Source organism: Actinoplanes subglobosus, assembly GCF_042650585.1.
GTDB lineage: Bacteria > Actinomycetota > Actinomycetes > Mycobacteriales > Micromonosporaceae > Actinoplanes > Actinoplanes subglobosus.
In genome coordinates, this window is record NZ_JBHSBL010000021.1 from 310691 (window position 1) to 332388 (window position 21698).

Genomic DNA, 21698 nt, shown 5'->3' on the forward strand with positions numbered 1-21698 from the left:
CGACGGCCGCCCAGGCACCGGCCGACACATCGCCGGCCAGCACCGACGACGCCGCGGCGCGGACCGGTTTCTGCAGCGGGACGGTGGCGCCGGGCCGGACCGCCGCGGTGAGCCGCAGGTCGTAGGAGCCGTCAGCCGGGGTGGTGAAGTAGCGGTCCAGGCCGAGCGGCTCCTCGCCGGAGCGGGCCAGGAACTGGTCGCAGCGGGAACCCCAGCAGGCACCGCGCTGCTGGGCGTCCCGGGCGAACACGTACGACGGTGTGGTGGTCGTCCCGAGGTCGTCGGGCGCGCGCAGGCCCCGCTCCGCGTCCAGCCCGGGGACGCCCAGTTCACGCAGGGCCACCGCGCCGTCGTAGCCGCTGCGCAGCGCGAGCACCGTGACGCGGACCGCGGTGGTGAGGCCGGGCAGGGTGGAGAGCGTGTGCGGGCCCGGGGTCTCCGGCACGAGCCGGTCGACGATGCCCTGGTCAGTGGTGAGGCGGACCATGGCGACCGGCGCGGCGACCCGCAGGTCCTCGGAGAAGTCGACGGTGATCGAGGTGACCCGCTTGGCGGTGCCCAGCTCGACGTCGATCCACTGCCCGACGCCCGACTGGAACGGGTCGGAGCGCCACGCCGTACCCCGGTCGCCGTCGAGGGCCGCGAACGGCATGCCGGACGGGTCGGTGGCGCTGATCGAGTCGGCGAACGAGGCGCTGCTGGAGGCCTGGACCGAGCGGATGCCCTGGTACTCGGCGACCGTCTGGTGGACCTTGCCCTGGAACGGCAGGAAGTCGGCGCGCAGGCGGCCCTGCCGGGTCTTCTCCGACCGGGTCAGGGTCTGGCTGACGTTGTCCCGGACCCGGCCGATGTTGACCTCGCGGCGGCGCAGACCGTCGGTGACGATCGGCCGGGCCGTCGACTCGCCAGTACCCAGGCCGAGCTCGCCGTCGGCGTCACCGGCCAGGACGGTCGGCTGCCCGGGGTCGAGCAGGCCCTGTTCGAGCACGCCGAGCAGCGACTCGGGGCCGCCGCTGACCACCGGGACGTTGCTGACCGTGGTGGCCGAGACCTGCGGGACGTCCGCGGTGACCTGGTAGATCTCGATCGCCGGCACGGAGACCGACGCGTCGACCGGGCTCGGGTCCGCGCCGCCGGGACCGACCTGCGGGCCGAAGCCGGCGGCCAGCGCGAGACCGGGCGAGCCGGCGATGGCCGCCCGCACCACGGCGATCGGCGGCGCGCCCGAGGCGGCCCGGTCCAGGTCGTGCCGGACCAGCAGGTACTTGTAGCCCGAGCGGGCCAGGAACTCGGCCAGCGCCGGGGAGCCGCGGCCCTGTTCGAGCACCGCCTCGACGGTGTCCATCACCCGGATGTTGCCCTCGGAGCTGAGCGGGATCTGGTTCCGGGTGGACCAGGGTGCCCCGGCCAGCGGCTGGATCGGCTCGTCGACGGTCCGGCCCCAGGTGTGCTGGGCGAAACCGGAGCCGGGCACGACCAGGGTGCGGGCCTGCGCGTCCTGGTCGGCGAGCCAGCCGGTCGCCTCCCGCCAGTAGGACGGCATCTCGGTCCAGCCGGGCCCCGGGCGCAGCAGCATCAGGCCGGCCGGTGCGGCCGCCACCACCAGCAGCACCGCGACCAGCGGGCTCGCCGGGAGGCGCAGCCGCAGCCGCCGCCAGGTGAAGGCCTTGCTGGTCAGGTAGGCCAGGCCCAGCACGATCGGCAGCCGCAGGACCGGCTCCCACTTGTGCACGTTGCGCAGCGGGGCGAGCGGTCCGTCCAGCAGCTCGCGCACCAGCGGCGCGAACGGGCTGTCCATGGTGCCGACGTAGCCGACGGTCAGCAGGCTCAGGCCGGTCAGCGCCGCGATGATCAGGAACCGGCGCTCGGGCATCCCCCGCAGCGCGAGGCCGCACAGCCCGAGCACGGCGACCAGGGCGGTCGCGGCCATCAGGGCCGGGTTGTCGACGAGCGTCCAGCCGGCCGGCCACCACGGGTCGCCCTGCACGATGTAACCGACCCACTGGTTGGTGCCGCGCAGCGCCTGGTACTGCGAGGTGACCGCGGTGGTGGTGCCGGACGACTCGATGAAGTCCAGGAACGGCAGGCTGTACTGGCCGAAGAGCAGCAGCGGGACGATCCACCACAGGGTGGTCCCGATGATGCAGACCACCCACCAGAAGATCAGCGCGAACAGGCGACGGTCCCAGCGGCGGGTGATCAGCCACAGGCCGGGCAGCACCAGGGCCATCACCACGGCGGCCGCGTTGATGCCGCCCATGAAGAGGGCGGCCAGGGCGGAGAGCGCGGCGGCCCGGCGGGGCGAGCCGAGCCGGCGGACCCGGACGAGCGGCAGCATCACCCACGGCAGGAAGACGACCGGCAGCATCTCGGAGGAGAGCGGGCCGATCTCGGTGAGCATGCGGGGCGCCAGCGCGTAGGCGAGCGCGGCGACGATCCGGCCGGTGTCGTTGCCGATCCGCAGGGCGCGGGCCAGCAGCAGGGTGCCGAAGTAGGCGGCGCAGAGCAGCAGGGCGCACCACAGCCGCTGGGTGATCCACTGGGGTACGCCGAGCAGGTCACCGGCGGCGAAGAACGGGCCCATCGGGAACAGGTAGCCGTACGCCTGCTGCTGCAGTTCGCCGGAGGCGGACCACGGGTTCCACAGGTGCAGGGCCCGCTCCATGAAGCCGATCGGGTTCTCGGCCATGTCGAGCTTGGTGTCGAACGTGATGCGGCCGGCGCGCTGGATGAAGGCGAGGACGATCAGGACCACGGCGCCGGCGACGGCGAGGACGTGCCGGCTGGGGCTCGGCGGAACCGAGGGCCGTGCGGTGGTCACAGGGGTCGTCCGCTCCAGGAGGGACGCGGTCATCGGCGGCACCTCGGAGGCAGGCAGCTGAATTCGGCGAGCGCAGTGTAGAAGATCTGGCGGATACCGGAGGGCTTCTCGGTGAGCGCGACCTGACCGCCGGTGGCCTTGGCGATCTGGTTGAGCTCGCCGGCGTCGATCTCCGGTCCGACACCGATGAACAGGATCGGTAGCGGACGCTTGCGGTCGACGAGTTCGCCCAGCTCACGGAGGAGTTCGCCGCGTTTCATGCCGCTGGCGTTGTCGTCGGTGCCGTCGGTCAGGATCAGCACCATGTTGATCCGGCCCGGTGTCCAGTTGCGGGTGGCGTCCCGGTAGGCGGCCAGCGCGGTGTCGTAGAGGCCGGTGTGGCCGTTGGGGTTGACCTCCATCCGGCCGACCTTGCGGATGAGCTCCTCCCGGCGCGGCCCGATCGGGCCGACCGGGACCACCTCACGGTAGTCGCGCTTGCCGTCCAGGTCGGTGGAGAACTCCCAGATGCCCAGCTCGGTGGTGGGCAGCAGCAGCTTCACGCCGTCCTGCGCGGCCTTGACGGTGGCCTGCATCCGGGTCTCGGAGGAGCCGGGGACGACGGCGGCCATCGAGCCGGAGATGTCGAAGACGGCGAGCATGCGGGCGCTGATGTGCACCCCGCCCCACGCGTTGAGCAGGGTCTCCGCGTCGGTCTCGGCGGGCAGGGCGGCCGGGGCGTACGTCCCGGTGCGGACCTTGGTGGCGCTCACGATGCCGGCCGGGGCGGTGCCGGACGGGGTACGCAGCCCGTGCCCGTTGATCACCGCGGCGCCGTTGCCGGCGAGCAGCGCGCGCAGCAGCTCGGCGGCGTACTCGCGGGGCTCGTCCTCGGCGGTGATCACCGCGAACGGGTAGTCCGGCCCGGGCACCGCGGTCCCCGGGTAGACGGCGACCTGCTTCTTCCCGCCGTCGGCGGCGAAGAGCACCTGCTGCTCGGTGCTGACCACGGCGGTCTCGTCCTTGCCGGGCCCGACCGGGTCGGGTGCGGCCTCACCGGCGGTGGAGACGGTGTACGGCGAGAGCCGTCGCATGATCGCCGCGGTGCCGGGTGCGTCGTTCTTGGCGATGTTGCGGATGCCGACGAGGGCGCCGAACCCGAGCGGGCTGGTCGCCGGGTCGGGCAGGGCGACCGGGACGGGCAGTTTCGCGGCGCCGACCAGCTTGGGCCAGGCCAGCTGCTTCCTGGCCGCCAGCCGCTCGGCGGTCCCCTGGTCGAGCGCGACGACGACCGGCGAGGTGGCCACCGAGATGCCCTCGGCCGGTACCCCGAACGCGCTGGCCGCACGGGCCCGGCGCAGCCACAGGGTCGACTCGGGCACCCACACGTCGGGGGTCTGCGCGATCGGGTCGACGGGAACTCCGGCACTGGCGCTGGCCGACTTTCCTCCAGCGGGGCTCGCCGGAGCCGATCCGGAAGCTGTGACAGCGGAATCCGGAGCGGTACGCGCGACCGCGCGCAGCACCTCCGCCGACTCGCGTTCCTCGACCACCAGGTCGAGGCATTCGTCGCGGGCGGTGAGCCGGGAGGCGATCTCCCGGATCGGCGGGGCGATGCTCGGCGCCGCCGCGACTCTCAGCGTCGTGCGCTGGGAGCAGGGCGGATCGCTCCGGGTCCGATCGACATATGTGAATCCGGACCATCCCGCGAGAACCGCGATCAGCGTGATGCTCAGCATCGTGACCGGCCAGAACTCCGGTCGCGAGCGGAGGCTCCCTTCGCTCACGCGGCTCCTTCCGATGTAACGCGCCCGTTGCGTACGTTCCCAGAGCTGACCTAGTGTGACGCGACCGCGAATCGTACTCGCTAGTAGGGGTGGCAGAGTAGACCATGACGGATGCCTGCGGCGGTCACGTCCTGTTCATGAACTGGCGCGACACCAAGCACCCCGAAGGCGGGGGCTCAGAGCTCTATCTCGACCGGGTGGCCAAGGAACTCGTGCGCCACGGTTACCGCGTGACCCTGCTCTGCCAGGCACACGGAACCGCCCCGGCGGAGGAGAGCACCCCTGACGGGGTGCGGATCGTCCGCCGAGGTGGACGGCACACCGTCTACCTGATGGCCGCCCTCACCTACCTGCTCGGCTTCCTCGGCATCGGACCTCTGTCCCGGCGCCGCCTCGGCCGACCGGACCTGATCATAGACGTGGGCAACGGCATGCCGTTCCTCAGCCGCCTCTACGTCCGTAAACCGGTGATCGTGCTGGTCCACCACGTGCACCGGGAGCAGTGGCCGGTGGTTTTCGGGCCGCGGATCGCCCGGATCGGCTGGTGGATCGAGTCGGTGCTGGCGATCCGGGTCTACCGGCACTGCGCCTACGTGACGGTCTCCGAGTCGACCCGCGAGGAGCTGGTCGGGCTGGGGGTGGACCGGCACCGGATCTCGGTCGTGCACAACGGGACACCCGAGGTGACCGGGCCGCCGCACCCGCGCAGCGCCCACCCGAGCCTGATGGTGCTGGGCCGTCTCGTGCCGCACAAGCGGGTCGAGTTCGCGCTGCGGGCCACCGCGCTGCTCGCCGCCGAACTGCCCGGCATCGAGCTGGTGGTGGCCGGCCAGGGCTGGTGGGACGAGCCGCTGCGGCAGCTCACCGCCGACCTGGAGATCGAGGACCGGGTCCGGTTCACCGGCTTCGTCACCGAGGACCACAAGCACGAGCTGCTCTGCCGCTCGTGGCTGCTGCTGATGCCCTCACTCAAGGAGGGCTGGGGCCTGACCATCGTCGAGGCCGGCGTCCGCGGCACGCCGTCGGTGGCGTTCCGCTCGGCGGGCGGGGTGGCCGACGCGATGGCCGACGGGGAGACCGGCGTGCTCGTGGAGAACGAGTACGACTTCTACCTGCAGGTCCGCGCACTGCTGCTGGATGCCTCCCGGCGGACCGGGATGGGCCTGGCCGCGGCCGTGCACGCGAGCGCCTTCACCTGGGAGAAGGCGGGTCAGGGCTTCTCCGAGGTGGTCGCCCGGCAGCTGGGCGGCGGCCAGCAGATCCCGGCCGACGAGCCGGTGCGCAACTGACGTCCGGACAGACGAGAAACAGCCGGTCAGCGAAATCGCTGACCGGCTGTTTCCGTTGTATCTCAGCGAGAGCCGTAGGCCGCCGCACCCTGCTGCGGGTCGACTTTGCTCACGCTGGCGACGTGGTCGGCGGAGGGGTTCAGGGCGCTGGCCGCCGCGAACACTCCGACGACCCCGAGGATGCCCCCGGCGAACGTCGCAACAATGAACGTGGCCAGTTTGGCCATGATCTTTCCTCCCCGGTTCGGTAGGTGCGCGGACGGTACCACGATCTACTGCCCAGTAGCAGTAGTGCAAGAACCCCACTGATCACGATCGCGGCAGCGATCACATGCGCGACCAGGGCGGCGATCCGGCGGCCGGAATCCGCCAGCTCGATGACCGCCGGTGCCGACGGGTTCTCCCACAGTTGAAGGTACCGGCCGTCGTACACCAGACGCAGACCCGAAAGTACGGAATTGTCCGGCTCTTGGGTGCCTCGGGCCACCAGCACCCAGCGGGTCCCGGCCTCGGCCGCGGGACGGCCCGCGGCCAGCAGGGCACCGGCCGCGCCGGCTCGGGGGCTCTCGCCGTCGACGGTCACCGGCCCGACCCGCAGGGCGTCGTTCATCAGCACCGGCACATCCAGGATGCGGGGCGCCGGATCCCTGATCACCACGCCGCCGGCCCAGGCGTACCGCTGATAGCCCTCGAAAGGCAGCGACAGCACCTCGCCCGGACTCTGCGACACCAGCGTGGCCACCCGCTCCCAATCGGCCGGGTAGCGCACCGGCCTGAGCTGTCCCATCGCACCGAACGCGAGGTCCGGAAGCAGCACGACGGGCAGCAGCGCGGCCGCGGCGAGCAGCGCCCGGCCGGAGGCCGGATCCCATCGGCGGGCGAGACGCCCGGCGAGCAGCTCGGCGCCGAGGGCGAAACCCAGAGCGAGGACCAGGGTGTACGGGAGGAGGAACTTCTGCCCGTCGCGCAACAGGCCACCACCCGGCACGTGGACGACGGCCCACTCCAGCAGCACGGCCGCCGGTGTCGCCCCGGCCAGCGCCAGCAGGAACCCGCCCGCGGCCAGCACGAACAGCCGGTCCGCGACACCCGGCAGGCGACGTCTCAGCTCCCGCAGCCCGGGCGCGGCCACCACCAGCAGCACCAGCGTCACCAGCGGGGCCAGCACCGACTCCCGGCTGGCCGGCACGGTCTGCGCGTTCCAGATGCCACCCGTCCCGGCCAGCGCCACGAACGTGCCCGCCCAGTTCTCCGCCCGGGCCGCGAACTGGGCCACGCCCTCCGGGTCGGACGCTCCCCCGGCCGGTGCGGTCAGCGCCGCCACCAGCCACGGCGCGTTCAGGGCGGCCACCGCGGCCAGGGCGGCGGCGGTCACCCGCCGGCGCAGCGGCAGCAGCACGGCCACGGTCACCAGCGCGATCAGGCCGCCGGTCGGCGTCAGCGCGGCCGGCGCGGCGGCCACCACCAGACGAGGCAGCCCGCCCCTACGGCCCGCACGCACGTCACCCGCCGCGAGGATCAGCCAGGGCAGGCAGGCGTACGCCAGGAGCAGCGCCCACTGACCCAGCAGGAGGCGCTCGGCCAGGAACGGGGTCCACGCGAAGGCCAGCGCCGCCACGGCCCGGGGCAGCAGCCGCTCGGCCGGCAGCAGCCGGGCCGCCCCGAGCGCGGCCAGGTAGACGATCGCCACCAGCGCGACCCGCTGGAGCAGCCAGCCCGGCATCACCAGGCTCGCCGCCGACACCACGGCGTCCAGTGGCACGGCACGTGGGAGCGCGTCCGCCGGGGCGAGCATCTCCCAGGTCATCGGCTGATGCGGGACGAACGTCATGTCGTAGCGCAGCACGTAACCGGGCAGGGCGAGCGGCGCGAGCACGACCGCCGTGACGGCGCCCGCGATCGTGTGGAGGACCGGTGTCGCGCGCACTACCCCGCGGGGGCCGGGACGACCTGGCCCACCGTGATCTCGTCGGTGCAGACCCCGACCGTGTCGTCGGTGAGGTCCACCTCGACCGTGCCGCCACCGCCGGACGCGAGCGCGAACACCTCGTTCAGCCCACGGTGTACGTCGAACGGGATGATCTCGCCGGCGCCGATCCGCAGCGTGGCCGAGGTGTCCCGGTCACTGAGGTAGGCGATCCGCACCACCCACCAGTAGTCCTCGACGCTGTTCTTCAGGGGAATGCTGACCGGGCCGCCGGTGATCCGGTAGCCGCAGCCCTGCACCGGCCCGGGCTCCGCGGAGACACCGTTGACCCAGGCCCGCCGGATGTGGCCGGTCTCGTCGAACGCCGACAGGTGCCGGGACTGGATGACGAAGATCGGGCCGTCCTTGCCGAGCGGGCCGAAGAACTCCGACTGCTTGTTGTACGGCGCCGACAGGCGGCCCACCACGTCCTCGGGGACCAGCGAGTCCATGAAGACGGTGCCGGCCGGCGCGGCGGCGAGCTCGGCCTTCGCCGTGAGCAGGTAGTCGCGACCCTTCTTGAGCGCCCACTCGTCGCCGAACCGCAGCGAGGTGAACGCGGCACTGCCGGCCAGCACCACGACGACCGCGGCGAGCACCGGCAGCGCGCGGGGCACGCCGACCAGCCGGGCCCGCGGGCGCTCGGCGGCGGCCACCTCCTCGATGCCCTCACGCCGCACCCCGCAGAGCGCCGCGCCGGCCGCTATCGCCGCGACCACCACCACGTCCGAGATGTAGCGGGGCACGGCGCCGGCCACGCCGCTGTAGATGGATCCGAGCCGGGTCGCGCCGAGCAGGCCGGCCACCAGCGCCGCATACAGGAACATGAGCAGCCACGCCCGGCCGGCCTCGGTGCCCCGCAGCCACACGGTGAACCCGATGAACAGCACCATCACGCCCAGCGCGATCCAGCGCACGTTCTCCGCGGGCGCGGTGACCGGGGCGCCGTCACCGGCGGCCATCCACTGCCACGGCCCGCCCATCAGGCCGGGGAAGAGGGTGTTGCCGAACATCTGGGTCACGAAGGTGACCACCTCGTCGACCGAGGACGGGCGGCGCAGCGAGGACGTCGAGCGGGCCAGGTAGAAGACCAGGAACAGCAGGGAGATGTTGGTCAGCACCGCCCACGACGGCCACCACCGGCGGATCGTGGTCCACACCGACCGGAACGGCCCGCCCCGGGTGTAGAGGCAGAGCGTCGTGAGGAAGACCAGAGCGACCGCGAGCAGCGCCTTCTCGAAGAAGACCAGCCCCAGCAGGATCGACAGGCCCAGCGTCACCAGGTGCTTGGGGCGCCGGGTCCGGATGTACTTCACCTGCGCACCGACCGCCAGGATCATCGCCAGCTGCATTGGCAGCATGTTGATCCCGACCGCCCACCAGGAGGTCGCCTCCAGCGTGAGCGGGCTGAACAGGAAGATCGACAACGGCACCAGCACCGCCCAGCCGGGCTGGAGCATGAGCCGCAGCAGCCGGTAGAGCGCGATGCTGACGGCCAGCTGACCGGCCACCAGCAGGGTCAGGAACGGTGTGTAGCTGAACCCGCCGACGTGCAGCGTCAGCCACGTGACCAGCTGCCCGGCCGGCATCAGGTGGTTGTTGAACAGGCCGAAGAGGTAATCGGGCGACAGCCCGTTGCCCTCCGCCATGGAGACGAGCGGGAAGTCGTCGTAGGTCAGGTATCCCCGGTGCGCGATCAGCGCTCGCGCGCCCACGCTCACCACGATGAGCACGGCCGCCACCGCCGTGACGGTGAGGCCGATGCTCTGCACCGGTGGGGCGGCAGCCGGTGTGGACGGTGGCGAGCTGCGCTCGGGTTGCGGAGCCAAGGACACGTCAGCAGGTTGCCACAGGCACACCAGGTTTGACAGGCCGGGTCTCGTTTCCGATCAACCGGCCCGGACCCCTCAACCAGCCGCTCAGGGGGCCGAACTTCCGGGTTCGAGCTGCCACTAGACCCGAGTGTGACTCACCAGTAACCTGCACGAGCCGACACCAAGCCGATACAGAGCCGACACAGATCGGCGGCACCTAGGCGATTGCGAGGCGAGATGACCGATTCCCTGGACGTTGCCGGTGTGGCCACCGGTGTGGACGTCTGCGTGGTCGGCGGTTGTGGACGGGTGGGCCTGCCGCTGGGCATCGCCCTCGCCTCGCGGGGCCTGTCCGTGCTGCTCTACGACATCGACGCGGCCGCCGTGGACCGGGTCAACTCCGGTGTCATGCCGTTCGACGAGGAGGGCGCGGCCGGGCCGCTGGCCGAGGCGCTGGCCGCCGGCCGGCTGCGGGCCAGCACCGCCCCGGAGAGCGTCGGGCGCGCCGAGGCCCTGGTCGTGGTGGTCGGCACGCCGGTCGACGAGCACCTCAACCCGGACCTGGGCGCGGTGCCGCGGGCGATCGAGCGCTGCGTGGAGTACTTGCACGACGGCCAGCTCATCGTGCTGCGCAGCACCGTCTACCCCGGTGTCACGGCGCTGACCGAGAAGCTGCTGAACAGCCGGGGCCTGCACGTCGACGTGGCGTTCTGCCCGGAGCGGATCGCCGAGGGCAGGGCGATGACTGAGCTCTTCACGCTGCCGCAGATCGTCGCCGCCCGTACCCCGCAGGCCCTTGATCGTGCCGAGAAGCTCTTCCGGCACCTCACCGACTCGATCGTCACGCTCGAGCCCGAGGAGGCCGAGCTGGCGAAGCTGTTCACCAACACCTGGCGCTACCTGAAGTTCGCCGCCGCCAACCAGTTCTGGATGATGGCCAACGACTTCGGGCTCGACTTCGCGCGGATCCGGCACGCCGTCTCCTACGACTACCCGCGCGCCGCCGACCTGCCGATGCCCGGGTTCGCGGCCGGGCCGTGCCTGCTCAAGGACACGATGCAGCTGGCCGCCTTCAACCGGAACAACTTCGTGCTCGGCCACTCGGCGATGCTGATCAACGAGGGCCTGCCGCTCTACCTGGTGTCGCGGCTGGAGGACCGGTTCGACCTGGGCGAGCTGAGCGTGGGCATCCTCGGGATGGCGTTCAAAGGCGGCTCCGACGACTCACGGGACAGTCTCGCGTACAAGCTGCGCAAGATCCTGACCTTGAAGGCGCGGGAGACGCTCTGCACCGATCCGTATGTCAAGGACGACCGCTTCCTGCCGCTCGATGACGTGCTCAAGCGCGCCGACCTGCTGGTGATCGCGTCGCCGCACCCGGACTACCGGACGCTCGACACCGAGAAGCCGGTCATCGACATGTGGGGCCTCACCGGACAGGGGGTGCTGGTGTGACGCCACGGGTCTCCGTCGTCATCCCGGTCTACAACGAGGGACCGGAGGTGGTCCGCCACCTGGAGCGGATCCTGCGGGAGGTGCTGCTGCCGGCCGAGATACTGGTCGTGCACGACATGCCCGAGGACACCACCGTCCCCTACGTGCACGAGCTGGCCCGCACCGATCCGCGGGTGCGGGCCGTGCTCAACACCTACGGCCGGGGGCCGGCCAACGCGATCCGGTTCGGCATCGACGCGGCGCGCGCCCCGGTGGCGGTCGTGACCATGGCCGACGGCTGCGACGACCCGCAGCAGATCGACGACCTGGCCCGGCTCGTCGACCGTGGCGTGGTCGTCGCGGCGGCGTCCCGCTACATGCCCGGCGGGCAGCAGGTCGGCGGCCCCCGGTTCAAGCGGATCGCCTCCCGGTGGGCCGGCAAGACGCTCAAGACGTTCGCCCGGGTCGGCACCCGCGACGCCACGAACAGCTTCAAGGCGTACGACACCGATTTCGTCCGTGAGGTCGGCATCGAGTCGAACACCGGTTTCGAGATCGGCATCGAGCTGACCGCGAAGGCGACCCGCCTGCGCCGCCCGGTGGCCGAGATCCCGACGATCTGGCTCGACCGCCAGCTCGGGGAGTCACACTTCGACGTGGGCCGGTTCATGCCGAGTTATCTGCGCTGGTACTTTTTCGCGTTCGGACGGCGTATGTCGGACGCTCAGATGGCCGCCCGCTGGGCGGAGAAACGGCCCACGCCGACTCCGGTGACTGGGCGACACAGGGAGGACACGCCCGCATGAAGGTGCTGGTCACCGGCTCGGCCGGTTTCATCGGCGGATATCTGGTCGAGGAACTGCTGGGCCGCGGGCACGAGGTCGTCGGCCTGGACAACTTCTCCAAGTACGGGCCGGTGTCGCACAGCTACGACAGCCACCCGAACTACAGCTTCACCGAGGGCGACGCCCGGGACACCGCGCTGGTCACCAAGCTGCTGGAGGGCTGCGACCACTTCGTCGCCGGGGCCGCGATGATCGGCGGCATCTCCTACTTCCACGCGTACGCCTACGACCTGCTCGCCACCAACGAGCGGATCATGGCGTCGTCGTGTGACGCGGCGATCGCGGCGCACCGGGACGGCACGCTGAAGAAGGTCACCTACGTGTCGTCGTCGATGGTCTTCGAGTCGACCGACCGCTGGCCCAGCAAGGAGGGCGACCAGCTCCAGGTGCCGCCGCCGATCTCGTCGTACGGCTTCCAGAAGCTGGCCGTCGAGTATTACGCGCGCGCCGCCTGGGACCAGTACAAGCTGCCCTACACCATCGTCCGGCCGTTCAACTGCGTCGGCATCGGCGAGGGACGGGCACTCGGCTCGGCCGAGGTGATGTCCGGCAACGTCAAGCTGGCCATGTCGCACGTCGTCCCGGACCTGGTGCAGAAGGTGCTGAAGGGCCAGGACCCGCTGCACGTGCTCGGCGCCGGCGACCAGGTCCGCCACTACACCTACGGCGGCGACCTGGCACGGGGCATCGCCACCGCGATCGAGCACGACGCCGCGATCAACGACGACTTCAACCTGTCGACCGCCGAGTCGACGACGGTGCTCCAGCTCGCCGAGGTGATCTGGCGCAAGATCAAGGGCCCGGACGTGCCGTTCCGGGTGGTGAGCGACGAGCCGTTCGCGCACGACGTCGCCATGCGCGTGCCGGACGTGACGAAGGCCCGCGAGGTCCTCGGCTTCACCGCCGAGACCAGCCTCGACACGATGCTGGACGAGGTGATCCCGTGGATCACGCAGGCGGTTCAAGAGGGCCGGCTGTAACCGAAACCGGGGCGGCGCCCGTGCGGGCGCCGTCACGACTCGGGATCGGCGCCGCGGCGGTCGCCGTCGCCAGTGCGGTGACCAGCGCCTTCGGCTATCTGGTGCCGGTGCTCGGGGCCCGTACCCTGGCGGCCTCCGATCTCGGCGCCCTGGCCACCGTGCTCGCCATCGCCGGCATCGTGGCCGTGCCCAGCACCGGTCTGCAGATCGCCGTCGCCGTGCACCGGGCCAAGCGGCCCGGCGCCACCGCGCGGCGGGCCGGATGGCTCACCGCGGCCGCCTGCGCCGCCCTGGTCGCCATGCTCGCGCCGGTCGCGGACGCGCTGCTCGACGTGCCGGCGCCGGTGATCCTGCTGCTGGCCGTCTACACCGGTGCGATCGTGCTGGCCGGGCGCTGGCTCGGCGAGCTGCAGGGCGACGAGCGGTTCCTGCGTCTCGCGCTGGGCATGTCGGTGCTGGCCGCCGGGCGGTACGGGGGCTTGAGCGCCGGGCTGCTCCTGGACGCCGGCCTCACCGGGTCGATGCTGATCGGCACCGCCACCGCCCTGCTCATCCCGGCCGTGCTGCCGGTGCTCGCCCGCCGGGTCCGCGGGGCCCGGGCCGGCATGACGATCACCGCCCGGCAGGTCTTCACCGCCTGCTCGGCGACCCTGGCCATGCTCGTGGTCTCCTACGCCGACTTCCTGCTGGCCCGGCACCTGCTGCCGGGGCACGAGTCCGGGGCGTACGCGGTCGGCACGGTCCTCACCAAGGGCGCGATCTGGGCGCCGCAGGTGGTCACCGTGTTGCTGCTCCCCCGGCTCGCGAAGGGGAGCCGGCGCGCCCTCGTCGTCGCGCTCGGCCTGGTCACCGCCTCCGGGACGGTCCTGGTCACGGCATCCGCGGTGGCCGGCGGGCTGGCGTTCCGGTTCGCCGGCGGCGAGGACTACGTCACCCTCGGCCGGTACGCCCCGGTGTTCGCCGCCACCGGCGCCCTCTACGCCCTGGTGTTCGTGCTGATCAACGCTCAGGTCGCGGCCGGGGCGAAGTGGCCGTCGGCACCACTGTGGGCCGGGACCGGCCTGCTCGTCGTCGCCGCCGAGTTCGTCGTCCCGCACACCTTCGAGGCGATCATGTGGTGCGCGACCGGCACCGCCCTGCTTCTTCTGATGGCCACCGCAGTGCCCAACGTGGCACGTCACCGACGGATTCGGTCCGCTCCCGCGACGGATTGAACCCTCCATCCGTTCGTGTCACGGGATGTCGCAATGATCCATATAACTGGCTAACTTTCCGGGCCATGGCTGACACGAACATCGAACGGCGCACGCTGCTCGCCGGAACCGCGGCCGCCGCGGCCACCGGGACCCTGGTGATGAGCGGATGTCCCGTCCACGCCGCGCCGGGCGACCCGCGCCGACCGTTCGACTGGAAGCACGCGAACGCCCTCCCCCGCGGCTGCGACATCGCGGTCCGCGGCAGCCGCACCCGCGAGGGCCGGTTCGGCGTCATGTTCAAGAACGCCCCCGCCTTCCAGCCACCCGAGGACCTGCTCCGCTCGCTGGCCGCGCAGATGGGCGAACCGTCCACGCCCAACCCCACCGACCTGGACAACCCGCGCATCCCGGCCGGGTTCACGTTCCTCGGCCAGTTCATCGACCACGACATGACCCTCGACCGGACCCCGCTCGCCGAGGCGCAGGCCGACCCGCAGGCCCTCACCAACTTCGACACCCCGCACTTCGACCTGGGCAGCCTCTACGGCCGCGGGCCACGACAGGACCCCGAGCTGTACGAGTCCGACCGCACCCGGCTCAAGATCGTCCGTAACGCCAACGGGGTCGACGACCTGCCCCGCCGCCCCGACGGCAGCGCCTACCTCGGCGACCCGCGCAACGACGAGAACCTGATCGTCGCCCAGCTGCACATCGCGTTCGCCAAGTTCCACAACCGCCTCCTCGAACGGCGGCTGGCCCGCACCCTCGCCGACGCGCAACGGCTCACCCGCTGGCACTTCCAGTGGATCATCGTGCACGACTTCCTGGAGAAGATCGTCGGCGCCGAGGTGGTGGGCCGCTACCTCAACCGGCTCGGACGGGTCCGCCGCGAGCACTACCAGCCCCGCAACCCCAACCGGCCGTTCATGCCGATCGAGTACTCGGTCGCGGCCTACCGGTTCGGGCACAGCATGGTGCGGTCCGGATATCTGCTCAACCAGCGCGGAGGGCAGCCCTCGGGAGCCGCGATCTTCGGCCAGGAAGGCTTCGACCTGCGTGGCAACCGGCCACTGCCGGCCGGCCTCGAGATCGACTGGTGGCACTTCTTCGACGTACCGGGAAAGCCCTCGACGCCGCGCAACGCGGCCCGCCGCATCGACGGAAAGCTCTCCCTCCCGCTCTTCAACCTGCCCGCCACCGTCGTCAGCGACGGCGTCGTGTCGCTCGCCGAACGCAACCTGCTGCGCGGCAGCCGCCTCGGCCTGCCCGCCGGGCAGGACGTCGCCACCCGGATGGGGATCAAACCGCTCACCAACACCGAACTCGGCCTGCCCGGCCCGGCCGACCCGGGCTGGAAGGGCAAGGCGCCACTCTGGTTCTACATCCTCAAAGAAGCCGAGCTGACGTACGCCGGACAGCGCCTCGGCCCGGTCGGCGGCCGGATCGTCGCCGAAGTCATCCTCGGGATCCTCGACATGGACCGGAACAGCTACCTCAGCGTCAACCCGTTCTGGCGTCCCACCGTCCCGATCGCCCCGCTCCTCGGCCAGTTCCGCACCGGCGACCTCATCAAGTTCGTTTTGTAGGCGCGGGACGCGCGTCCCGGCGCGCGGCCCGCCCCCCGGGTCCCTAGGGTGATCACATGGGCACCGGCTTGAATTCGAGAAAGACGCGGGGAGCGCTGCGCCAATCGGCCAGCATCTCTCTCCAGTTGCTGCTGGTCCTGCTCGGCGGCTGGGTCGCGTGGCGGATGCTGGGCGGCGCCTGGTCGGTGATCTGGCCGGTCGTGATCGCACTCCTCCTGACCACCCTGACCTGGCCGCCGGTCCGGTTCCTGCGCAAGCACAAGTGGCCGCCCGCCCTCGCCGCCGGGCTGGTGACACTGCTCTTCCTGGTGGTCGCGGTCGGCACGTTCATCGGCATCGCGGCCCCCGTCGCGGTCAAGGCACCCGAACTCGCCGACCAGGTCAGCGCCGGCATCAAGGAGCTGCAGAACTGGGCCGCCGGCCCGCCGCTGAACATCAGCAACGAGGACATCACCGGCTACCTCGACACCGCCATCGAGAAGTTGCAGGCCAGCGTCGGCAGCATCGCGACGGCCACCCTCAGCGGGGTCAGCTCGGTGTTCAACGGCCTGGTCAACACGGTGCTCGCGCTGTTCCTGATGTTCTTCTTCCTCAAGGACGGGCCGCGGTTCCTGCCCTGGCTGAGCCGTCAGCTCCCCGGCCGGCTCTCCAACGACCTGCCCATCGTCGCGACCCGCTGCTGGGACGTGCTCGGCTCGTTCGTCCGCTCCCAGGCCCTCGTCGGGCTTCTCGACGCCGTTCTCATCGGCATCGGCCTGGCGGTGCTCGGCGTCGACCTCGCCCTGCCGCTGGCGGTGCTCACCTTCGTGACCGCCTTCATCCCGATCGTCGGTGCGCTCTTCGCCGGTTTCGTCGCCGTCATCATCACCTTCGTCACCGACGGGTGGACCGACGCACTGATCGTGCTCGCCATCATCGTGATCGTGCAGCAGCTCGAAGGGAATGTCTTCCAGCCGATGGTCCAGAGCCGCGGGCTGGGGCTGCACGCCGGGGTGGTGCTGCTGGCGGTGACGCTCGGCAGCAGCCTCTACGGGATCGTGGGGGCGCTGCTGGCGGTACCGGTGGCGGCCATGATCGCGGTTCTCTGGATCTATCTGCGGGAGCAGCTCACCGAGAACGCGCTGGACGCGCCCGTTCCGGTTTCCGATTCGCCGCCGCCATCCGGGGCCGGTGCCACTTCGCCCACCTCGGCTGCCGCCTCGACCTCGGCGTCCGGTGCCGCCTCCCCGACCGGTGCCGCGTCTCCATCCGGTGGCGCGTCTCCATCCGGTGCCGCGTCGCGGGTCGGTGCCGGGCCGGGCTCACCGGCATCGTCCGGACCGGGGACGGTGGCCGGACCCGAGCCCGCCCAGGCCTGATCCGGCCCGGCCGGCGGATCTTGATCCGGCTGGTTCGACGGATCCTGATCAGGCCGGACCGACCGGGTTTTGATCAGGCCGGACCGACCGGGTCCTGATCAGGCCGGACCGACCGGGTCCTGATCAGGCCGGACCGACCGGGTCCTGATCAGGCCGGACCGACCGGATCCCGATCAGGCCGGGCCGACCGGATCCTGATCAGGCTGGCTTTGACACGCGTGTGCCCCGGCCTGCTCGGCCGGGGCACAAGTGCATTCGAGGGTCAGGCTTCGAGGTCGACCGGCTCCGGGACCTCGCGCAGGTGCCGGTTGTGGCGCGGTTCCTGCTTCGTCTTGGCGTCGTTGAGCCGCCGGCGCAGATCGTCACGGACGTCCATGATCGCGGCGTGGAGATCCTCCTCCGACGACGTGGTGACGATCTTGTCGCCTCCGCTGGCCCAGCACTCCAGGGTGACCTTCTGGCCGCGGGACGCCCGGTCCTTCACCGAGATCTCGAGCTCGGTGGCGTCGGCGTGGAAGGCGGCCAGCCGGGTGTCCAGGGTGCCGATCTGCTCGACGATCCACTTCCGGTCACCCTGCGAGAACCCGGCCCCGACACGCAGGCACTCGGCGACGGTGGCCGGGTTGGCGACGGCACTCATCTGATCTCCTCTTTCCGGCGGATACGGTCACACTTCTCGTACCCCCTGGTGTGGGATCTTGAACAGGTCTTTCAGCGGTCATTTGTGCTGAAATGCATGTAGTCGAGGAGGGTCTTCCAGCGGCCGCCCCAGTAGAAGCCCTCGGCCGTGAACGCCGGAACCGCGCCGTCCTCGTGCATCATCCCCGGCCAGTAGCGCTCCCGGGCCAGCCAGGTGCGGCTGTTCGGCGGGTCCAAGTAGTCGCCGCGGAGCATCGGATTCTGGCGCGGGTTGACGTCGATCGCGAGGCCGTAGGAGTGCTGCGACCACCGGGTGGTACCCGCCACGAACCGGCACTCGTAACCCAATGTCATCACCGACCGGTCCTCGACCACCATCGGCGGCATCGCCATGATCGGGAACCGCCAGCGGTACAACCGGCCGAACGCCCGCTGGATCGGCTCCGCCAGCGTGTGATGCATGATCACGTAGCCGTCGTGGGCGCGCCTGTCGAACCCCAGATAGCGGACCCAGATCTTGCGCAGATCGGTCGCGGGAACCGGGCACTCCTTGGCCGGGTCGCCGTTGGCCTCGGCGGCGGTGACCGGCGACACCCGGGTACGCCAGTCCGGCAACGGCTCATCCGGGGCGGTCAGTCGTAGCAGGCCGTCCACCCGCAAGGGCTCACCCTTGGGGATGCTGTTCCATTCGCGGAGGTCGGAAACGCGAACGTCGTATCGCCCGGAGATGGAGGAGAGAGTGTCGCCGGGCCGGATGACATAGGCCTCCGCAGGAGGCTTGGCCGATACCGAAGTCGCGGGCATGGCCGATACCGAAGTCGCAGGCGTGGCCGATACCGAAGTCGCGGGCATGGCCGATACCGAAGTCGCGGCCACGGCCGATACCGAAGTAGCGGCCACGGCCGATACCGAAGTCGCAGGCGTGGCCGATGTGGCCGATACCGAAGTCGCGGTCGAGGCCGACGTCGGCGGTGCGGCTCTGACATGCGCCGATGGGGCGGCTATGGCGCGTGCTGACGGTGTAGCCGCGATCGATGCGGGCGGTGCGGCTGTGGCGGGCGCTGGGGGCGTGACCAGAAGGATCGCGCAGGCGAGCGCGGACAATGATCTTCTCACAGCATGCCAGAGTCGGCGGAATTGCCGTGATCTGCCCGCTCAATGGCGCAATCCCCCTCGAACCAGGACGTCGGGCGAACCCGAGACATCGGTGGGCGCCGCGACCGCCCCTCCCGGGGCGGTGAGGGCTCCCGGTGTGCCCAGCGGGTGTAAACGCCGACGAATTGCAGGCGCGAGGGAGGCGGGCCGCAGGCGCGAGGGAGACGGACCGCAGGAGAGAGCGACGGACCGCAGGCGCGAGGGAGACGGACCGCAGGCGCGAGGGAGACGGACCGCAGGCGCGAGGGAGACGGACCGCAGGCGCGAGGGAGACGGACCGCAGGCGCGAGGGCGACGGACCGCAGGCGCGAGGGAGACGGACCGCAGGCGCGAGGGAGACGGACCGCAGGCGCGAGGGCGACGGACCGCAGGCGCGAGGGAGACGGAGCGCAGGAGAGAGCGACGGACCGCAGGAGAGAGCGACGGACCGCAGGAGGGAGAGCGACGGACAGCATGTCCGTCTATGGAGTGCGTGAGGTGTGTTGGCTGAGCGTGGGTGATCAGGACATGGAACATGTGGGGGCACGGCTGCGGCGCTGGCGGGTTCGGCGGGGGCTCAGTCAGCGGGTGCTGGCGGAGCTGGCCGGGTTCAGCCAGGGGTATGTGGCGCAGATCGAGAGCGGTGCCGCGCCGTTGGAGCGGCGGGCCGCACGGGAGGCGCTGGCCCGGGCGCTGCAGATCTCGGTCGGTGAGCTGACCGGGCGACCAGATGACGGGGCTCCGTGGTCACCGGTGGGCGCGGAGGCGATCGCGGAGCTGCGTGCCGGAATCGTCGCGCTGGCCGTGCCGGTCGTCGCCGGGCGGCACAGGCCGACCATCAGCGGCGGGGACGAACCCGGGGTGGACGTCGCCGCCCTTGTTCGTCTCTATGTCGCCTGCCGCTACGACCTGCTGGTCCCAGCGCTGGCCACGGCACTGACCTCGCTGGCGGCACGGGACGCCGACGGACGGGGCGGGCCGGCGCATCTGCGACGTGTGGTGGAGGTGTGTTCGACGACCGTGTCGACATGTGTGCAGCTCGGGCACCCGGACTTGACGCCGGCGATGGCCGCGGTGGCGATGCGCGCGGCCGAGCAGCTCGGTGAGCCCGCCTTCCTGGGACTGGCGAACTACACGCGGATCCGGGCAGTCGGGGCAACGACCGGGGTGGAGCGGGTCGTCGATGACGGGATCGGGCTGTTGCAGCCGCATGTGGGTGGGGATCCGGTGGCCGCGGTGCTCTACGGCATGCACCACCTGATCCGGGCGGAGATGGCGGCGCGCGACGGGCTGGCGGGAACGGCGGCGGACCACCTGGACGAGGCGGGCAGAGTCGCGGCGTACACCGGTGAGCGGGCGGACGACTGGTTCAGTTTCGGGCCGACGAATGTGGGGATGTGGCGTCTCGCGGTGCTGGTGGCGCTGGGCGACGGGCCGGCCGGCAGCACCCCGCCGCCCGGGTTCCGCCCGGAGGTCGTGCCGTCGGCGCAGCGCCGGGCCACCTATTTCATTGACCTGTCCCGGGGCCTGTTGCAGGGACGCGGCCATGACGACGCGGCGGCGGCCGCCCTCTTCCGGGCCGAGGTGATCGCTCCGCAGCAGGTGTGCGCCTCGGACGGCGCCCGTGAGGCGTTGCGGACCCTGTTGTCACGGCCCCGGTACGGGCGGGACAGCCGTCTGCGCGGGCTGGCCGGCCGCGCCGGGATCCGTGATTAGTGCTGGTAATCGTCAGGGTTGCGGGGGCGTTTAGCGTTCGGCCATGACGGAGACGCTGACGGTGGTGCTGGCGCCGGACCCGGATGCCGCGAGCCTGGCCGGGGCGATGGTCGCGGACGCCTGTCTGGCCTGGCGGCTTCCGGGCCTGCTGCATCCGGCCCGCCGGGTGCTGGCCGAACTGGTCCGGAACGCTGTCGAGCATGCCGGCACCGAGGCGCGGGTGACGATCACGCGGCGCGGGGACGGGCTGTGTCTCGCCGTGTCGGACGGGGATTCGCGGCTGCCCCGCCTGCTGGCTCCGGCACCGGTTCGCCGGGGGCGGCCACTCGATGAGAGAGGCCTCGGCCTGCAGGTGGTGCAGGCCGAGGCAACCGGCTGGGGCGCCCGGCCGACACCGACCGGCAAGGTGGTCTGGGCGCTGCTGCGGGACCTCGAACCGTCCTGACCGAAACGGTGCGGGACCTGGACCGACCTGACCGAAACGGTGCGGGACCTGGACCGACCTGACCGAAACGGTACCGCTGCGGGACCTAGACCGACCTGACCGAGCCGACCCGGGTCCGCAGGCTCTCGGCGAGCCGGTGCACGTCGCGGTCGTTCTCGGAGTCGCCGCGGCCGCGGGTCATCGCGTCGGCCAGGGCGCGCAGCTCGTTCGGTGGGAGCAGGCCGGTGTCGTCGCCCTCCAGCGGGACCGTCAGCCGGTGGCCGGTCGCCGGGTCGCGGGCCTCCAGCGTGGGCGTCGAGACGATGGTGTGACCGACCCGCCTCTTCACGGCCCCCTCCGAGACGTAGGCGGTGGCCAGGTCGACATCACGGGTCCGGTAGGCGCCGCGGACGTGCACGACGGTGCCGTCCAGCCAGGCCGCCAGCCGCACGGTACGCAGGGCGGCGGTGACTCCGGCGATCACGACGAGGAACCCGACGGTCATGAAGAGCCCGCCGACCAGGAACAGCACGGTCTTCGGTGGGCCGCCGGCGCTGGGGAACCCGGATCCGGTGGAGCCGAAGGTGACGTCGCCGGTGTACTCGTCGTAGTCGACGATGCCGCAGATGAAGGCCGCGATCCCGGCGAACACCGCGCCGAACAGCACGAGGAACGCCGAGAAGAAGAACACCGTGACACGATGGCCGGAGGACTGCCCCACCGACAAGGT

17 protein-coding genes and 1 pseudogene (1 of these 18 cut by a window edge) are annotated in these 21698 nt (G+C 71.4%); 9 read left to right on the forward strand and 9 right to left on the reverse strand.

What is annotated here, in order from left to right:
• From ACFO0C_RS49065 to ACFO0C_RS33375, 3 genes and pseudogenes are all read right to left on the reverse strand, one after another.
• On the reverse strand, window positions 1-14 hold the 5' end (the start) of the coding sequence (locus tag ACFO0C_RS49065) for a methyltransferase domain-containing protein (protein ID WP_449191437.1). It extends 2080 nt beyond the left edge of the window; only the first 14 of its 2094 coding nucleotides appear in the window; the start codon lies at window positions 12-14; its stop codon lies off the left edge, out of view.
• A 395-nt stretch (window positions 15-409) separates the two neighbouring features.
• Window positions 410-2854 (reverse strand): annotated as a pseudogene (locus ACFO0C_RS33370) (alpha-(1->3)-arabinofuranosyltransferase); the annotation flags it as partial.
• Window positions 2851-4587, reverse strand: coding sequence for a substrate-binding domain-containing protein (locus ACFO0C_RS33375; RefSeq protein WP_378070729.1), 1737 nt, complete (start codon window positions 4585-4587; stop codon window positions 2851-2853). The pseudogene ACFO0C_RS33370 and the gene ACFO0C_RS33375, both read right to left, overlap by 4 nt.
• 104 nt (window positions 4588-4691) lie before the next feature.
• Between ACFO0C_RS33375 and ACFO0C_RS33380 the strand changes: the two genes are divergently transcribed.
• Window positions 4692-5876, forward strand: coding sequence for a glycosyltransferase family 4 protein (locus ACFO0C_RS33380; RefSeq protein WP_378070730.1), 1185 nt, complete (start codon window positions 4692-4694; stop codon window positions 5874-5876).
• A 139-nt stretch (window positions 5877-6015) separates the two neighbouring features.
• Here the strand turns inward: ACFO0C_RS33380 and ACFO0C_RS33385 are convergent, their stop codons facing one another.
• Both ACFO0C_RS33385 and ACFO0C_RS33390 read right to left on the reverse strand, forming a co-directional pair.
• Entirely contained in the window at window positions 6016-7803 is a 1788-nt protein-coding gene (locus tag ACFO0C_RS33385) for a hypothetical protein (protein ID WP_378070731.1), read from the reverse strand.
• Window positions 7803-9677, reverse strand: a complete 1875-nt coding sequence (locus ACFO0C_RS33390; RefSeq protein WP_378070732.1) for a hypothetical protein — start codon at window positions 9675-9677, stop codon at window positions 7803-7805. Before ACFO0C_RS33390 ends, ACFO0C_RS33385 begins: the two co-directional genes overlap by 1 nt.
• A gap of 216 nt (window positions 9678-9893) precedes the next feature.
• Between ACFO0C_RS33390 and ACFO0C_RS33395 the strand changes: the two genes are divergently transcribed.
• The 6 genes from ACFO0C_RS33395 (at window position 9894) to ACFO0C_RS33420 (ending at window position 17055) form a co-directional block, all read left to right on the forward strand.
• The gene (locus ACFO0C_RS33395) at window positions 9894-11111 is read left to right on the forward strand and encodes a nucleotide sugar dehydrogenase (protein ID WP_378070733.1); all 1218 of its coding nucleotides are present in this window, start codon (window positions 9894-9896) and stop codon (window positions 11109-11111) included.
• Entirely contained in the window at window positions 11108-11896 is a 789-nt protein-coding gene (locus tag ACFO0C_RS33400; RefSeq protein WP_378070734.1) for a glycosyltransferase family 2 protein, read from the forward strand. Before ACFO0C_RS33395 ends, ACFO0C_RS33400 begins: the two co-directional genes overlap by 4 nt.
• Entirely contained in the window at window positions 11893-12915 is a 1023-nt protein-coding gene (locus ACFO0C_RS33405) for an NAD-dependent epimerase/dehydratase family protein (RefSeq protein WP_378070735.1), read from the forward strand. Before ACFO0C_RS33400 ends, ACFO0C_RS33405 begins: the two co-directional genes overlap by 4 nt.
• 20 nt (window positions 12916-12935) lie before the next feature.
• Entirely contained in the window at window positions 12936-14129 is a 1194-nt protein-coding gene (locus ACFO0C_RS33410; protein WP_378070736.1) for a polysaccharide biosynthesis protein, read from the forward strand.
• Between the two features lie 65 nt (window positions 14130-14194).
• Window positions 14195-15697, forward strand: a complete 1503-nt coding sequence (locus ACFO0C_RS33415; protein ID WP_378070737.1) for a peroxidase family protein — start codon at window positions 14195-14197, stop codon at window positions 15695-15697.
• Between the two features lie 56 nt (window positions 15698-15753).
• Complete coding sequence (locus tag ACFO0C_RS33420) at window positions 15754-17055, forward strand: AI-2E family transporter (RefSeq protein WP_378070738.1); 1302 nt, start codon at window positions 15754-15756, stop codon at window positions 17053-17055.
• A 262-nt stretch (window positions 17056-17317) separates the two neighbouring features.
• Here ACFO0C_RS33420 and ACFO0C_RS33425 read toward each other — a convergent pair whose 3' ends face one another.
• From ACFO0C_RS33425 to ACFO0C_RS33435, 3 genes are all read right to left on the reverse strand, one after another.
• Window positions 17318-17695 carry an HPF/RaiA family ribosome-associated protein gene (locus ACFO0C_RS33425; protein ID WP_378070739.1) on the reverse strand — a complete coding sequence of 126 codons (378 nt, stop codon included), beginning with the start codon at window positions 17693-17695 and terminating at the stop codon, window positions 17318-17320.
• A gap of 71 nt (window positions 17696-17766) precedes the next feature.
• Entirely contained in the window at window positions 17767-18348 is a 582-nt protein-coding gene (locus ACFO0C_RS33430) for a M15 family metallopeptidase (RefSeq protein ID WP_449191438.1), read from the reverse strand.
• 10 nt (window positions 18349-18358) lie between these two features.
• Complete coding sequence (locus tag ACFO0C_RS33435) at window positions 18359-18853, reverse strand: hypothetical protein (protein ID WP_378070776.1); 495 nt, start codon at window positions 18851-18853, stop codon at window positions 18359-18361.
• A 503-nt stretch (window positions 18854-19356) separates the two neighbouring features.
• Here ACFO0C_RS33435 and ACFO0C_RS33440 point away from each other — a divergent pair.
• Complete coding sequence (locus tag ACFO0C_RS33440) at window positions 19357-20544, forward strand: helix-turn-helix domain-containing protein (protein ID WP_378070740.1); 1188 nt, start codon at window positions 19357-19359, stop codon at window positions 20542-20544.
• Between the two features lie 43 nt (window positions 20545-20587).
• Window positions 20588-20989 carry an ATP-binding protein gene (locus ACFO0C_RS33445; protein WP_378070741.1) on the forward strand — a complete coding sequence of 134 codons (402 nt, stop codon included), beginning with the start codon at window positions 20588-20590 and terminating at the stop codon, window positions 20987-20989.
• A gap of 85 nt (window positions 20990-21074) precedes the next feature.
• On the opposite strand, the gene ACFO0C_RS33450 is transcribed toward ACFO0C_RS33445, so the two are convergent.
• On the reverse strand, window positions 21075-21659 hold the full coding sequence (locus ACFO0C_RS33450; protein ID WP_378070742.1) for a hypothetical protein: 585 nt from the start codon (window positions 21657-21659) through the stop codon (window positions 21075-21077).
• Window positions 21660-21698: the final 39 nt, after the last annotated feature.